The 15,283-nt window shown below is 49.9% G+C and carries 12 protein-coding genes; 6 read left to right on the top strand and 6 right to left on the bottom strand.

Annotated elements, in window-relative coordinates:
* The first annotated feature begins 163 nt into the window (after positions 1-163).
* Both A3193_RS06760 and A3193_RS06765 read left to right on the top strand, forming a co-directional pair.
* On the top strand, positions 164-688 hold the full coding sequence (locus A3193_RS06760; protein WP_069005634.1) for a GlcG/HbpS family heme-binding protein: 525 nt from the start codon (positions 164-166) through the stop codon (positions 686-688).
* A 147-nt stretch (positions 689-835) separates the two neighbouring features.
* Entirely contained in the window at positions 836-1,381 is a 546-nt protein-coding gene (locus A3193_RS06765; RefSeq protein ID WP_069014376.1) for a DUF924 family protein, read from the top strand.
* Positions 1,382-1,408: 27 nt separating this feature from the next.
* Here A3193_RS06765 and fusA read toward each other — a convergent pair whose 3' ends face one another.
* Positions 1,409-3,481, bottom strand: a complete 2,073-nt coding sequence (gene fusA, locus A3193_RS06770; RefSeq protein WP_069005632.1) for an elongation factor G — start codon at positions 3,479-3,481, stop codon at positions 1,409-1,411.
* A 755-nt stretch (positions 3,482-4,236) separates the two neighbouring features.
* On the opposite strand from fusA, the gene A3193_RS06775 reads away from it, so the two are divergent.
* Positions 4,237-6,621 (top strand): response regulator, encoded by a 2,385-nt coding sequence (locus tag A3193_RS06775; protein ID WP_069014377.1) that lies wholly within the window; start codon positions 4,237-4,239, stop codon positions 6,619-6,621.
* 94 nt (positions 6,622-6,715) lie between these two features.
* Here A3193_RS06775 and A3193_RS06780 read toward each other — a convergent pair whose 3' ends face one another.
* Entirely contained in the window at positions 6,716-7,063 is a 348-nt protein-coding gene (locus tag A3193_RS06780) for a hypothetical protein (protein ID WP_069014378.1), read from the bottom strand.
* A gap of 179 nt (positions 7,064-7,242) precedes the next feature.
* On the opposite strand from A3193_RS06780, the gene A3193_RS06785 reads away from it, so the two are divergent.
* Both A3193_RS06785 and A3193_RS06790 read left to right on the top strand, forming a co-directional pair.
* Complete coding sequence (locus A3193_RS06785; protein WP_069014379.1) at positions 7,243-8,751, top strand: Era-like GTP-binding protein; 1,509 nt, start codon at positions 7,243-7,245, stop codon at positions 8,749-8,751.
* Entirely contained in the window at positions 8,681-10,045 is a 1,365-nt protein-coding gene (locus A3193_RS06790) for a GTP-binding protein (RefSeq protein WP_069014380.1), read from the top strand. Before A3193_RS06785 ends, A3193_RS06790 begins: the two co-directional genes overlap by 71 nt.
* 32 nt (positions 10,046-10,077) lie before the next feature.
* Here A3193_RS06790 and A3193_RS06795 read toward each other — a convergent pair whose 3' ends face one another.
* The 3 genes from A3193_RS06795 to A3193_RS06805 form a co-directional block, all read right to left on the bottom strand.
* Positions 10,078-10,767 (bottom strand): DUF2461 domain-containing protein, encoded by a 690-nt coding sequence (locus tag A3193_RS06795; protein ID WP_069005627.1) that lies wholly within the window; start codon positions 10,765-10,767, stop codon positions 10,078-10,080.
* A gap of 105 nt (positions 10,768-10,872) precedes the next feature.
* A complete protein-coding gene (locus A3193_RS20370; protein ID WP_139117009.1) occupies positions 10,873-11,118 on the bottom strand; it encodes a hypothetical protein in 246 nt (81 codons plus the stop codon).
* A gap of 96 nt (positions 11,119-11,214) precedes the next feature.
* On the bottom strand, positions 11,215-11,451 hold the full coding sequence (locus A3193_RS06805) for a hypothetical protein (RefSeq protein WP_069005625.1): 237 nt from the start codon (positions 11,449-11,451) through the stop codon (positions 11,215-11,217).
* 826 nt (positions 11,452-12,277) lie between these two features.
* Between A3193_RS06805 and A3193_RS06810 the strand changes: the two genes are divergently transcribed.
* Positions 12,278-13,993 carry a cation:proton antiporter domain-containing protein gene (locus A3193_RS06810; protein ID WP_305782008.1) on the top strand — a complete coding sequence of 572 codons (1,716 nt, stop codon included), beginning with the start codon at positions 12,278-12,280 and terminating at the stop codon, positions 13,991-13,993.
* Between the two features lie 451 nt (positions 13,994-14,444).
* Here the strand turns inward: A3193_RS06810 and A3193_RS06815 are convergent, their stop codons facing one another.
* Positions 14,445-15,206 carry a YciK family oxidoreductase gene (locus A3193_RS06815; RefSeq protein ID WP_069005623.1) on the bottom strand — a complete coding sequence of 254 codons (762 nt, stop codon included), beginning with the start codon at positions 15,204-15,206 and terminating at the stop codon, positions 14,445-14,447.
* Positions 15,207-15,283: the final 77 nt, after the last annotated feature.

Consider the following 15,283-nt stretch of genomic DNA (forward strand, 5'->3'; position numbering starts at 1 on the left):
GAGGCGTATGGTGGTTGAAATGTTGCTGTTGATTGGTGAGGCGTCAGCTTTCATCAGTAACATTTCATTCTGCTGGATAGAGTCTGTGTGACATATGTTACATACCGCTATTGGTCCGTATGACAGATTTTTCCCGCTGCTATTTTTTACCTGGGGAATCCTAATGCAATATTCAATTAAAGCGATTTTGATCCTGGCTTTATGGGTAGTGACACAAATCGGCTTTGCTGAGAGTGACAGCCTCTACAGCAGTCGAAGCCTGAGTCTTGAATTGGCATCCAAGGCCGTGGATGGTGCAATCAAGGCATGCCGGAAAAAGGGCTACTCAGTTGCTGTGGCTGTAGTCGATAGAGGTGGGAATGTCACCGCATTGCTGCGTGACAGGTTTGCCGGGCCGCACACCATCGAGACAGCCATACGGAAAGCCTGGACGGCAAACAGTTTCCGTCAATCCACATCGGTTCTGGCCGGCCTGCTGAAAGAGGGGCGTATTCCGGATCAGGTGCAGCATAATCCTGGTGCTCTGCTGGTCGGTGGTGGACTGGTTATCACAGCGCAAGGTGAAACCCTTGGCGGGATCGGCGTATCCGGTGCGCCGCCTGGTTCATCTGAGCGGGATAGTATCGATGGGGCCTGTGCCGAGGCAGGATTGGAGGCGATCTGGGAGGATCTGGAACTGGCCGATTGAAGTTGCATCGTGCGGGTGCTGCTGCCTGTGGTCGAAAGCAAGCCTATCAGTTATCCAGATGAAAAGAGAAATCACAAGGAATCTGTCTGCTGATTGCGTATTGAACTAAGATTTAATCTTATTTCACTGAAAAAACCGTTAGGGCCTGTGGACAATCCCCAAGATATACTCGAATTCTGGTTTTCTGATGAGGTAAGACCTCGCCATTTCAAATCCACCCCCGAGTTTGATCAACAGATCAAAACCCGCTTTATGAGTGCATGGCAGCAGGCCAGGAGTGGTGGACTCGACAGTTGGCTGGGTAGCCGTGAAGGGTGTTTGGCACTGGTGATCATTCTTGATCAGTTTCCCTTGAATATGTTTCGTGATCAGCCGCAGGGATACTCGACCGAGCAGCATTCGAGAGAGGTAGCAAATCATGCGATCCGTGCCGGTTTCGATGAACAGTTGCCAGCCGATCAGCGGGCTTTCCTGTATCTACCGTTCATGCACAGTGAATCCCTATCAGATCAGGATTACTCCGTTGCGCTATTTGAAGCGGCCGGTATGCAAGAGAGTCTTAAGTGGGCTAAGCACCATCGTGAAATCGTCCGCCAGTTCGGCAGGTTTCCCCATCGCAATACAGTTTTAGGTCGGCAGAGCAGTAAGGAAGAGCTCAGCTATCTCGAGTCGGACCAGGCCTTTCATGGTTGATAAGCTGTCTCGGCTAATTGACTTGAATCACCTGCCCATGGTGCGCATAATCTCTTTGGATACTGCCGCATAGTGGTCGAATTCCATGGTAAATGTGCCCCGCCCATGGGTGGCGGATCTCAGTTCTGTTGCATAGCCGAACATCTCCGAAAGGGGGACAAGATTGTGTATGGATTTGATACTGCCAGGCCTATCTGAGATCCCTTCGATCTCAGCTCGCCGGTTTGCCAGTTGTGCCAATACATCCCCAAGGTGTTCTTCCGGGGTAATCACGTTGCAGTTCACAACAGGTTCCAGAAGCGTAGGATCACCCGCCTCAAGCCCTGAACGAAATGCCATGCCAGCTGCTACTTTGAAGGATAGTGGCGTTGAGTCCATCTCGTGGTATGAACCATCAATCAAGCTGACTTTGATTCCGGTCACCGGATAACCACCGATGACTCCGCTGCGGGACGACTCTGTAATACCCGCTTCAATGGCCGGAATGTACTGAGCCGGGATGGCGCCGGCTTTGATACTGTTTTCAAACATCACACCATCCGTGGAGCTGTCCGGGGTAAGAGAAATGACAACATGTCCATATTGGCCATGGCCACCGGTCTGCCTGATGAAACGGCCCTCTGCGTTATCCACTGGCTGGTTGATCGTCTCCTTATAGGCAACCTTCGGCATACCTGTGCGTACTGTCACGCCATGCTCACGCTTCAATCGCTCCAGAACCACCTCCAGATGAAGTTCACCCATACCACCGAGCAGGGTTTGTCCGGTCTCTTTTTCGGCTTCGAATTTGAAGGTTGGATCATCTTCCGCCAGTTGCTGCAGAGCATTAGCCAGTTTGTCATTATCCTGTGCGGTCATTGGCGAGATGGTGATTTTGATGACCGGTTCCGGAAATGAGATCGATTCGAGTAACAGTGGTTGTTTGGCGCTGCAGAGTGTATCTCCCGTTACTGTCTCCTTCAGCCCCAGCAGAGCGGCTATATCCCCTGTACCGATCTGCTTGATGTCTTCTCGATGCTCGGCATACATCCTTTCAAGGCGTCCGACTCGCAGGGTCCGGTTCTGTCTTGGATTGAGTATGTTCGCTCCGGATTCCAGTACCCCCGAGTAGACCCTGACATAACATAATCTGCCTGCATAGGGATCTGTCACGGTTTTGAATATCAGTGCGCTCAATGGCGACTCTGGATCGGGTTGACGCTCAATCACCTTCTCCGATTTCGGATCTATCCCTGCAACCGCACCGACATCGACAGGTGAGGGCAGGTAGTCGACAATGGCATCCAGCAGAGGCTGTACGGCCTTGTTTTTAAAAGCACTGCCACAGAGTACCGGGGTAAGGCTGTTGCTAATGGTAGCCCGGCGCAGAGCCGCCTTAATTTGCGAATCAGTGACCTCTGCGTTTTCCAGCCACAGGGTGAGCAGTCGGTCATCCACTTCTGCGATGGCCTCGATCATGCTATTGCGTGCCGATTGGGCTGCTGCATTCAGCTCTGGTGGGATATCCTGATACTCAGGCGGGCTGTCCAAGGTCTCCTGCCAGACGATGGATTGCATATTGATTAAATCGATAACACCTTGAAATTCACTCTCTGCACCAATCGGTAATTGTAGAATGACCGGGTTTGCCGAAAGTTGTTTTCGTATGCTCTCAACGGACTTTTCGAATTCCGCTCCGAGCCTGTCCATCTTATTGATAAAACAGATGCGCGGTACACGGTATTTATCTGCCTGGCGCCATACGGTCTCACTCTGTGGTTCGACACCCTGTGAGGCATCAAACACCACGACGGCGCCATCAAGAACTCTCAGTGCACGCTGGACTTCAGCGGTGAAATCGATATGTCCGGGTGTATCGATGAGATTGATCTGGCAATCCTGCCAATAGGCGGTTACTGAAGCATCCACGATGGTGATGCCTCTCTCCCGTTCCTGGTCCATCCAATCGGTTATGGTGGTGCCATCATCAACGGAGCCGACCTGATGGGTACGTCCGCAATAATAGAGCATGCGTTCAGTTGTGGTGGTTTTGCCTGCATCGATATGGGCGATTAGACCAATGTTTCGTATTTGTTCGAGTGAAAAGTCAGCCAAGCTCATAAATCAATAATCCCAGGCGCTGTTGGCAAGGCCGGTATGGTCAAAAAGTCTGTAACCTGCTGATAATAGGGATGCAGATAGTGGTATGACTATATTAGAGCTCTTTATTCATTAATAATCAATCAGTTACTCTTACGAAACTGAATATGGCTCCGGCGCTACTGACACAATGAAGTTTTTAAGCCGGATTAGCCTCTGCTTTGCGTAAAGTTGTCTGGCGGATTTGTGTGCGAAGTTGTCCAGATTGTTCGTTACAAACCGGCTGATCTGAGCTTGATGGTCAGCCGGTATGCGGTTATTGATCTGTAAAAAATTGCAACATTGTTTAGATTTTCCACTCACGCCTATTCAAGCTCTGTCGCATCAATCTGTTGACTGGCCTGGTGTCAACAAGCCCAGGATGATTCTGTGTGGCAATGCACTCAACACTGATTCGATGAGTGACTGTCTTGGTAAATTGCGTTAGTCTCAGGATAGAGTCAGGATTTGACTCCATTAACCCAGTGGCCAGGTGCGCTGTGTCCAAGCTCAAGGTAGCCGGGTTAATAGCTTGGTGTCTGTTTGATGGCTGCATGGAATGGTACAAACCCTGTCCCAATCACTGGAATGGGAACTGGACTCCATTCTGGCATTGTAGATGGGATGGCCAGCTTTCAGCGGTCCAGAGTCCCCATCAAGTATCTGAGCTTAGGCCGGTATCATGATTGATCAAAATCCGGCCAATCTATAACATGGTTGTTATCAGGGTGAATGGGATGTCCACAAGCGAAGATTCAATCGATCATGAGGCGTTGCAACAGCTGCCGTATCTACTTGATCGACTTAAGAGTAATTGGCCGATACTGCCTTCCGGGTTATGGAACAGTTCCTGTATCCAGGCCGCTCTTCGCCAGCTCCATGAGCTTGGTAGATACAGCAAAGCCTCTGGTTTGGTGAATATACACGAAATCTGCCTGGCTATAGAAAAAGTGATCAGTGATGTTCATGAAGAGCATGAACTATCTGATAGAGATGAGCTGGATCAACTCTCTCTCTATCTGATTCAACTCACCCAGGCGATCGAAGTCTCAAGCTCCCGTCAACCACACGCTGACCATTCGGCCGATGCTTGTCAGGTGATCTATTTACCACGCAACAGCGTGGAGGGTGATCTGATCACTGCGGCTATTGAAAAGAATGGTTGGTCAGTCAGGCAGTTGTCTGATATCGATTCACTTGACAGTGTGCTGCTCAGCCATCCAGTGGAGTTACTGCTGCTGGATACACAATACCTACCCTATATCGATCAGATAAAACACTGTTTTTCAGATCAGACTCGAGCTGAGACGAAATCTCCAGAGTTGGTTTTCATATCCAATGTCTGTGATGTTGAAACACGGCTGGAAGTGTTACGTGCTGGATCGAGTCAGTGTTATTCAGAACCCATCAATGTCAATGAATTGATGGCTGGTATCAAGCACATCCTCTCACCTGAATTAAACCCACATTACCGGGTGTTGGTTGTAGAGGATGATGAATCACAGGCTGAATTTGCCCGTAAATTGTTAAATAAAGGCGGCTTTGAAACCCTGATAATCACCGATCCCATGAGTGTCATGGAGGCTGTCGAAGGATTTCAGCCCGATCTTGTGCTGATGGACCTCTATATGCCCGGTGCCAACGGAATCGAATTGACACAGTTGATCCGTGCCAAGTCCTCGGCATGTTTTATCCCCATTGTCTTCCTTTCGGGTGAAGAGGATATTGAAAAAAAGATTTTGGCACTGCATTCTGGAGCCGATGACTTTTTAACCAAACCGGTTAGATCTCCACACCTTATTGCTACTGTGCAAACCCGGATCATGCGAACCAAAGAGATGCTCAGTTATCGTAAAACAACCTCCGATGATGCAATAACAGGTGTTGTTGGCCGCCGTAGACTGCTTGATGAACTGGATCTTTGTTGCACCGGAAACGGCTTTGAAAATGAATTCGTGTCGCTTTTTCTGATCGCCCTGGAGAGTGACGAGAGCTTGACAGATGAGCAGTCGTCAGCAGCAAACCACGCATTGATCTCACTCATAACTGATGTCCTGAATCCTGTCCTTGGTAGGAGGGATCTGGTTGCTAGAACTGGAAATACCGCACTTGGTATTCTTGTCAAACGTGAGCTTGAGTCTGATATAGATCAACTGGGCCGGGATTGTGCTCAACAGATAACCGATGAACTCTCCCGTGCCAAAGGTGCTACCCCCAGTTGGGGTATAGGTCTGGTTACTTTTGATTCCATTTATGACAGGGCCTATGCAATTCTGCAGCATGCAGAGTTCACGGCCAATGCTGCACTTGAACAGGCTGCTGTACCCTATTTACGCCATAATGAGTCGAAAATAAAACAACCGATAGCAGAAAAGCAAACGGATCTCATACTGAGAGATCAGGTCAGGACGGCACTGCAAAATGGTGCAGTTGAGTTTCATGAGCAGCGCTATATGGCACTTAATGAGCCTGGAGCGATCATAGAGCAGATTCCCGGTTTTTCACCATCCACCGGATTGCATGGTGAGATGGGGGGGATTTATCAGAGTGCCAGCCAGTTTGATGGAATGGGAATGCTTAACCGGTTGGTCTGCCAGCAGGCTATTCGCAAGCTCGGCGAATCTCTGTTTTGTGGCAATCCTGACAGGATACTGATATGGATGTCCGGTATGGCTATTCACGATGACCAACTTATTCCATTCATTCAGTCTGAGCTGCGCAGACTCCATGTCGTTGGGACCGGCTTGATCGTTGAGTTTGATCTACCGGCGATTGCTCCTGAACTCAAGGCGGCGAAAAGGCTGTTGAACCAGCTGTCACGCTTGGGAATTGCTGTTCTACTGGGGAATTTCTCCTGTAATGAAACTGCTTACAAAGTACTTGCCTATCTGTCCGCAGATGGGGTCAGGCTGCATCCCTCTCTGATGCGTGCGGACCAGGAGAGGGTTAACTCGACACTGACCAGCATCAAAGCATTGGATGCATTTATCATGCTGCCGAGATCTGATGTGTCAGGTCATAACAGCCACTACTGGTCGGATGCTGCTGATTATGTTCAGGTGGAACATTTAGCTCAAGTAACCCAAGCTTCGCCGACTCAGGGATTAACCGCATTTGATTGAAAGCCCCGATGAATGCTCACTAGCCGTCACACATACCAATCTGTTCCGGTGAGGGCTGAATCACCATTTCGGCGCTAAGCGCCCTGTAACCAATCTAACTGGCCGGCGGATCTGTAATCGTGGTTTCAGCCGACTCTTTATCGATAGACAACATAACCTCACAATATTCCGGTTGTGTTTCGATCGGAGTTGGGTCATCCGCACAGTTGCAGCCAGCTTCGATACCACTGTAGATGATGCCGACTTTTGCCAGGACAACTCGAGTCTCCTCATGGCTCTGAATCACCATGACACTGAATGGTTCATCACTGACGTAACTGCTCAATGCCAGATTCTGTTGCAATGGCAGGCTAACCGGGTCGACACTTTCCAATTCTTGCTTTAATGTCTTATTGAACTGATCTGTCTTCCAGGCGTCACGTGAATTGGGGAGGAGGATCATAGGAGACTCCTAATTATCAGGAAAATAACTCCGCCTGCTATTTGGCTTGGCTGGTATATGGCGGCGGATTACGACATATTCACTTGCCTGATTAATAATAACATGACATACAGTTGGCGGCTGAGGAGAGCCGATAGGCTCTTCAGGTCGATGAGAAAGGTATCAATAAGGTTTTTTCAATGATAGAGCAGCAGAAAAATCGATCATCGAAGCGGATATTCAGGTTGATTCTGCTGATGCTGATCCTGTTTCTCGGATTACTGATTCTTCTGCTTACTCTGCAACTTACTGAGTCTGCACTGAATGTCTGGCATTTGCTGGATCAACTCTCGCCCAAACTGCTGGTGTTTTACGGGGTAGGGCTCTTCCTCTTCACTTTAGGGCTGTTAATTCTCATCTGGCGACTGCTCAAACCTGGGAAATCGGCAAAACAGGAGGTTCCAGCGCAGCGGCAGATACCGATGCCTGAAGATCGTGAAGCATTTGAAACCGCATTGGCAAAGGCCGATGAGAAGGGGGTTGATGTTTCCCAGGCTCAGCAGGAACTTTTTGAACTGGATCATCGTAGCAAGAGTGCCGATCGCTATGTGGCCTTCTTTGGTCCGGTATCCGCCGGTAAAAGTGCATTGATCAGGGCGATCACCGGGGCTGAGGAGATCCAGACCGACCCAAGGGCAGGTACCACCAAGGCCGTTGAGCATTACCCTTGTGAAATCCAGGGTGAACGACTCATATTCACCGATGCCCCGGGTATCCTTGACAGTAATGAAGCGCGTGTACAGATTGCCCGGGAAGAAGCGCGACGGGCACATCTGGTGATCTACGTCTGTGAGGCCGAGCTGACTCGTGATCAACATCAGGAACTGGTTGAGCTGCAGGCCTTTGAGCGGCCATTGATAGTCGCTCTGAACAAACGGGATAGATACACCGACAAAGATCTGGCTGCCATTATGCAACGGCTTGCCAGTCAGCTGCCTGGAGTCGATAAAATGGTGTCTGTTCAGGCCGGTGGCCAGGAGGAGGTGATCAGGATCGATGCACAGGGGAATGAGAAGCGGGCACTTCGTGAACGACCCCCTCAGGTGGATTCACTTTTGGCTGAGATACTCAAAAGAACTGGCCGCCAACGAGACTCCCTGGAGCAGCAGAGAGACCAGAGTCTTCTGCATCTCGGTGCAGAGAAACTCCATACAGCAACATTGGAGTATCGACAGCAGCAAGGACGAAAACTGGTAAAAGAGTATACCCATAAAGCGATGCTTGGGGCGATGGCTGCGGTCAGCCCGGGCACTGATATTCTGATTCAAGGCTATTTGGGTATGAAGATGGTCGGTGCACTCTGCGAACTCCATGAGATAAGGGCCAGAGATGTGGACCTTGAACAATTGGTTGAACAGGCCGGTCAGCATGTGGGTAAGCGCATGACTCTGTTGTTGGCACTGGCCGGAAATGTTTTGAAAGCATTTCCCGGCCTGGGCACGGTCACTGGCGGGGCGACTCATGCCGTGGCCTATGGTTTGATATTTCAGAGTCTGGGTGAGTCCGTTATTGAAACCCTTGAACAGGGGGAATCTCTGGAAAAGAGCGTGGTCTTAGATAAATTTGAGGAGACAATGAGTGGAAATCTGGAAGCGCGTGCAAAACATTTTGCGCGGCTCACCCTGGAACAGCTCATCAGAAAAGATTGACGAGCAGCAATCAGAGAACGATGGCCACCTGCAGTTGGCGCGGGAGAATTTACGTGAGCTGCTGAGTGATGACCGATTACCTGAGTCTGTTCGTGATTCACTTAAGGATGATTTTCACCAGGTTCAGGCAATGCTCGACAAACTTGAGCATGGGCATCTGCATATCGCGGTTTTTGGTCGTGTCAGCGTGGGTAAATCCGCATTGCTTAATGCGCTGCTGGGCGAGCAGCGTTTCGCTGTCAGTGCGTTGCATGGCGAGACCCGTCATAGCGATATGGCTGTCTGGCGAGAAGTTGAGGTATCCGGGGTGTTTCTGATCGATACGCCGGGTATCAATGAAATCAGTGGTGAGGAGCGCGAACGTATGGCCGAGGATGTGGCGAGCCGTGCGGATTTGGTGCTGTTTGTAGTGGACGGTGATTTGACCCAGACAGAGCTGCAGGCAATGCAGAAGCTTGCACAACTGAATCGGCCATTGATTGTGGTGCTGAACAAAGCGGACCGATATACCGCGGATGAACTGCAACTTTTGCTCAGCAGTCTGCGAGAGAAATTAACCGGACTTGTCGCTAGCGACTATATCGTTGCCGCCGCGGCAAGACCCGCAGAGCGGATCTATCTGCAGATGGATGAACAGGGTCAGGAGCAGGAGATCAGAAGAACTCCGCAAGCGGATGTTTTGGCTTTGACTGACACGCTCTGGATGTTGATCGAAAAGGAGGGCATGACACTCTCTGCTTTGAACGCCAGTCTGTTTGCCGGTCAGTTGAGTGATGAGGTGGCTGAACGGGTGGTTGCGATACGCCAGGAAGTGGCAGAGCGGGTGATCCGCGGCTACTGTCTGGGTAAAGGGGTCGCAGTTGCTGTTAATCCGATACCGGTTGCCGATCTGGTTGCGGCTTTGGCTCTGGATGCCTCAATGGTTGTGCATCTGGCAAGGATCTACGGGATGTCGGTTACCCGGGGTGAAGCCGGACAGTTGATCAAAACCATCGGTTCCCAGATGGCTCTGTTGATGGCTACGGTATGGAGTGTGAATCTAGCAGCCAGTGCACTCAAAGCGAGTAGTGCCGGGCTTTCGACCCTGGTAACTGCAGCTGCTCAGGGTGGCATGGGCTACTACACCACCTATGTGGTGGGACTGGCGGCACAGCGATACTTTTCCCAGGGGCGCTCCTGGGGTAGTGACGGTCCGAAAACCATTGTGCAGCAGATTCTCGATTCAGTGGATAAGGACTCAATACTGCAACAGGCCAGCGATGATATCCGTCAACGGATGAAGCTGGCAAAATAGTGACTACCTGGTCACCGGATTGAACATGGTTCCTAATAGTTGACCTCAACCGCTGTACAGAGATAACGCATCAATTGGTCTGTGGCTTGAAACCCGTCCATGACAAAATCCGTGAAATCCGATCGGTTGATCTGTGAGCAATCGAAGGATTTGAGGGCGATGAAGTCCTTGCGCTTCAAGTCCTCGATCAGCGGGTGATCCGGTGTGAACCCTTTCGGTGCCCGTTTCAGGGAATCTCCGGCAAGTTCGAACTGAGTGCTGAACTCAGTCTGCTCTTTCAAGGCACTCCAGGAGGCCGGGTTATCCGCGATAAAGTTTCTGATTTTGCCCAGGGTTTTCGATTCTGGATGCCAGATTCCCGCACCGATGAAACAGCCGCTGTTTTCTATATGCAGATAGAAGCCCGGTGCATGGACATCCTTTCCGAGCTGGTGTCTGAACTGAATGCCGATATTGGTTTTGTAGGGTGTCTTGTCTTTGGAGAAGCGGGTATCCCGGTAGACCCGCATCAGGGATCCACCTGACTTTTTTGCGATGGCGTGGAAATGGCTGGACAAGGTTTTCAGCTTTGGCGCCATCTCCTCAATAAAGGCAAACGCAGGCTCACGCACATAGGTTTCGTACTCCTGCTTATGGTCATTGAACCACTCCCGCTGGTTGTTGCGGCCCAGTTTTTGTAGAAACGGCAACGTCTGCTTCGGAAAACCGCTGAACTCCCGCATTGTCACTCTACCTCGTTATCGATTTTTAACTGTTCGGAGAGATCCTGATTTTATGCCGATGTCGGATCAATGCATGATTTGCGGGGAAATGGTGCGAACTGTGCGCTATATGTCATATTTGCTGTGGATGGCATGTCTGACCGGGCAGGTACATACGGTTTGATTACCCAGTTGGGAACTGTATGGGCACTCGGTACCCTTGCCGCAAACCATGCGGGCATGATTTTCTGTGGTGATGCGAATACCGCAGAGCTGATATTCGTCATCAGTCAGACAGGCATGATGTTTCGTACACTTTTTTGCTTCGAGTAGTACTTCCAGCGGGATATTGAATCTTTTCTTACTGTGCATCTCTATGTTTTCAATGGCTCACCTTCTTTTTTTCAGAATAATAACGAATGAACTAAGTGTGGTTATTGATCTGAATTCAGATAAAGCTAAATAATCCTAGATTCCACCCACCAGGGATGCATGCACACCATTTCTTTCAATATAAAAGAGAAGATCGCATGAGTGTATGGATTGGGGGTCGTAGTCAACGACCATCAGATGGGGCGTTTTGACATGAGCACAGGCACTGACGACACCTCTGACTCCGGACAGCTCTTTTTCGATATTGTGGATCTCTTCTGCAGAGAGATTTTCATTGATATGTACTACTGCATTGGCGTCGAACTCAATCATTTCAGACTCTCCCTAGATTGGTATGGATGCTCTGGCAATATGGTCAAATCATTATAACTAACTGATAAACCGGTATAAAAATGTACTACTGAGGTAAATGATATACCAGCTGAGATATCTTCAGGCATTGCATCATCTATTTCAGTATGTGAGAAACCTCTGATGAATCCAGAGATGTACCCAGCTGTGCAAGCGAGCCGGCTTTAAGAATGAACGGCGTTCATTAGGAGACAATCACCAACCCGCAAACCCACCTGGACAGCATCCTTTCAGTCAATCAGATGATGTTTGATTTAACAGAGGTTCCTCATGCTTGAAGCTAGTTCAGTTGGGGATGATTACAAGCAGAATATACCCCATCATTTTTTAGGGTAGTTCGAGGCGAGGAAATTCAAACCGAATTTGGCTCATGCCATAATCGATCTGTGATTGACAGCCTGCTCAATCTGCCAAAGACTGGATGGACACACTGTAAGTGTGTATACCAAGAAGGTATTATCTCCCCAGGCCGATTAACCAAAGAGGATTTTTTGACCTGATGATGAATAGTCCCGATCCGGATAAACAGCCGCGTTGCAAAGAACAAAGTATGATATTGATGGAATCTCCGGGTAATCCGCCTCTCCGCCGAATGACAGAATCCATCTACTGGATTTTCCTCGACCCCGGCATTCACCGGGAAGGCAAATTGTGAATAGATCAGAGGTTTCCAATTTAAATAATAAACGGTTGGCCTGCCATGATCGGCGGGTAGAGAGTCAGGGTTCACCCTCAATACCAATATAAGAATCTTATGCACCTGGATACCTTCCTAGTATCAGCTTTGATGTTATTGATTGCCACTTCAGTGGCAGTTGCCTTGTTCAAGCACCTTGGGCTTGGTTCCGTATTGGGGCTGTTGGTTGCCGGAATCGTTGTCGGACCCTACTCACCAGGTCCTTATGTAACTGAGCATGTTGAGGATGTACGTCATTTCACCGAGCTCGGTGTTGTGCTGCTGCTGTTTCTGATCGGACTTGAGATGCGGCCGAAAAGATTGTGGGCAATGCGTCGGGAAGTATTCGGGCTGGGTTCACTGCAGATCCTGGTTACCGGATTGGTGATTGCATTCTATGTTCACCTGTATGAATCCTCCTGGTCGCTCTCCCTGCTGATCGGTCTGACCTTTGCTCTCTCATCCACGGCATTCGTCATACAGATACTCCATGATCGAGGAGAGATCGCCAGCAAGCACGGTATGACGGCTTTCTCAATTCTGTTGATGCAGGATCTGGCGATCGTACCACTGCTGGCGGCTGTGCCGATCCTCTCCGATGCCGGTCGTCTCTCCGCCGATGTTCCCCTGTGGCAACAGCTGGGTATCGTGGTAGGCGTGATTGCCGCAGTCTATGGTATCGGGCGCTATGTACTTCCCGTGGTGCTCAACCATCTGGCGCGACAGGCAAATCGTGAGGGATTTCTGCTGGTGGTAATGCTGGCGGTGTTCCTTGCCGCCTGGGCGATGGATCAGGCGGGACTCTCCATGGCACTGGGTGCGTTTGTCATGGGTATGCTGCTTTCCGGCTCCAGCTATCGGTTGCAGATCCAGGCCTATATCGAACCCTATAAGGGGTTGTTGATGAGTCTGTTTTTCGTGGCGGTGGGCATGTCCATCGATTTCTCATCAATCTATGATGAGTTGTCGATGTTTCTACAGCACATTGTGGTGATCGTTGCGATCAAGATCCTGGTACTGTTTTCGTTGGCACTGATGTTTGGTGTAACCAAACCCATTGCCTTGCGGATCAGTTTTTTTCTGGCTCAGGGTGGTGAGTTCGGATTTGTTCTCTTTGGGTCGGCCAAAGCACTGCAACTGATCAATGACAGTACCTTTGTCATGGCTGTGGGGGTGATCTCTGTGAGCATGCTGATAACCCCGCTGCTGGTTGGCCTCAGTGACAGGCTTGCAAAACGGATCAGCAGCAAAAAACAGGAAACTGAGCATCTCAAGTATCCTATGGAGCATGGAGACATCTCGAAAAAGGTGGTCATAGGGGGTTATGGCAGAGTAGGGCATACCGTTGCTGTGTTGCTGCATACCAGTGGTGTACCCCTGGTTGTGTTTGATACCAATCCGGAACGGGTGGCCCAGGGAAAGAAGGATGACTTGCCGGTCTACTATGGTGATATCAGTGATCCGGATCTGCTGGATGCCGCCAATCTTGGAACTGCCTCTTTGGTGGTATTGACAGTCAACAGCGGACCGACTGCTTTACGCGCTATCACCCATATCAGAAACACCTATCCGCATGTGCCGATTATCTCCCGGGCCAGGGACCTGGAAGCCTGCGGCCATCAGGTCAGTGCCGGTGCAAGCCATGCTTTTCCAGAGGCGCTGGAAGGGAGTCTCAGACTGGGTGCCATTGCATTGGAGATGATCGATGTGCCAAAGGATAGCGTCGATCAGCTGCTCAAAGGTGTGCGACAGGATAATTATACTTTAGTGGTATCGGATGAGGATGTGTTACGCAAAAAATCGTCTCATTCAAAAAGGAAACAGTGAAATAACTTATTCATAGCATTGGGAAAAATTAACCAAGTTTAACACTTGGGTATTTATATTTCTGTTGACTTGGTCTATCTTTAGGCTTACCTGCAATTAACAATGCAGTTGTTGTTTTTTTGGGTAAATATGCAGGATTTTGGTTACAACTCAGAAGTCCAGCAACCTGTTATCTTTGCAACGATCGCAAGGAAATAGGCCAGACAAAAAAAATACACGGAGAGAGACGAATGCCTAAACTGACCAGTGGTTTGACACAAAAGGAGCGATTGCAGGTTTTACATTCAATCGAGTTGATCAAATCGAACAACAGCAAACGTGAGAGAAAGATTCTCCAGATGTACAGAGATTGGATTGCAAAAGAGTGTTTTGTTACACATCTGCCTGAATAAGCTGCTTCCAGCGCTCTCTGTTCAGGAGAGCGCTGACAATCCTTAAATCCTAATAACCTTTAAGTGCTCTGCTCACTTCTCTCCGGCAGAGCGGTCATGGCCTCTCCATTCACCTGATTGCTGTCGGGACCCATCAGATAGAGATAACTGCCCATCAGGGTATCCGGAAGCGGATGCGAGAGGGGATTCTCACCCGGATAGGCCCAGGCCCTCAATGAAGTGCGTGTTGGGCAGGGGGCGATGCTGTTGACTCTGATGTGACTGTTTTCCAGCTCGTCTGCAAGGGTCTGCATCAGGCCCTCTATGCCGAATTTCGATACACCGTAGGCACCCCAGTAGGCCTTGCCTTTTCTACCCCGCTCATCCGAGGTGAACAGTATCGATGCATCTTCCGCTTTTCGCAGCAGTGGCAGACAGGCCTGGGTGAGTAGGAAGGGGGCGGTTAGATTGACCTGTATGACTTTCTGCCAGGTCTCGAAATCATAGTCATCGATACGACTGAGCAGGGCCAATTGTGCCGCATTGTGCAGCAGGCCATGCAGTACACCGAACTCCTCGTAGAGACTCTCACCCAATGCGTAGTAGTCGTTGGCGGGCGCCTTCTCCAGATCGAATGAGATCATCGCCGGTGTTGGACCTCCGGCAGATTCGATGGCGTCGTAGGTCTCCTCGAGCCGACCCTCGTGACGACCCAGCAGAATTACCGTGGCGCCATGATCGGCGAATGCTCTGGCGGCTGCCTGGCCGATACCGCTGCCGGCACCGGTGACCAGGATATTGCGCTCTTTGAGTAGTGTTTTCGAGGGTTGGTAGTTATGCATGCTTCAGGGCCTGTTAACACGAATCCGATTGCGGGAGTGGCATTATAGCGACCAAGCGAGTGATTATGACATTGATA

The organism is Candidatus Thiodiazotropha endoloripes (assembly GCF_001708965.1).
In the GTDB taxonomy this organism is placed as follows: domain Bacteria; phylum Pseudomonadota; class Gammaproteobacteria; order Chromatiales; family Chromatiaceae; genus Thiodiazotropha; species Thiodiazotropha endoloripes.

Excerpts from the sequence above, each read along its gene's own strand:
- A3193_RS20370 (WP_139117009.1), bottom strand. The coding sequence starts at position 11,118 with ATGCACAGTAAGAAAAGATTCAATATCCCGCTGGAAGTACTACTCGAA.
- A3193_RS06795 (WP_069005627.1), bottom strand. The coding sequence starts at position 10,767 with ATGCGGGAGTTCAGCGGTTTTCCGAAGCAGACGTTGCCGTTTCTACAA.
- A3193_RS06810 (WP_305782008.1), top strand. The coding sequence starts at position 12,278 with ATGTTATTGATTGCCACTTCAGTGGCAGTTGCCTTGTTCAAGCACCTT.
- A3193_RS06780 (WP_069014378.1), bottom strand. The coding sequence starts at position 7,063 with ATGATCCTCCTCCCCAATTCACGTGACGCCTGGAAGACAGATCAGTTC.
- A3193_RS06815 (WP_069005623.1), bottom strand. The coding sequence starts at position 15,206 with ATGCATAACTACCAACCCTCGAAAACACTACTCAAAGAGCGCAATATC.
- A3193_RS06805 (WP_069005625.1), bottom strand. The coding sequence starts at position 11,451 with ATGATTGAGTTCGACGCCAATGCAGTAGTACATATCAATGAAAATCTC.
- A3193_RS06760 (WP_069005634.1), top strand. The coding sequence starts at position 164 with ATGCAATATTCAATTAAAGCGATTTTGATCCTGGCTTTATGGGTAGTG.
- fusA (WP_069005632.1), bottom strand. The coding sequence starts at position 3,481 with ATGAGCTTGGCTGACTTTTCACTCGAACAAATACGAAACATTGGTCTA.
- A3193_RS06775 (WP_069014377.1), top strand. The coding sequence starts at position 4,237 with ATGTCCACAAGCGAAGATTCAATCGATCATGAGGCGTTGCAACAGCTG.
- A3193_RS06785 (WP_069014379.1), top strand. The coding sequence starts at position 7,243 with ATGATAGAGCAGCAGAAAAATCGATCATCGAAGCGGATATTCAGGTTG.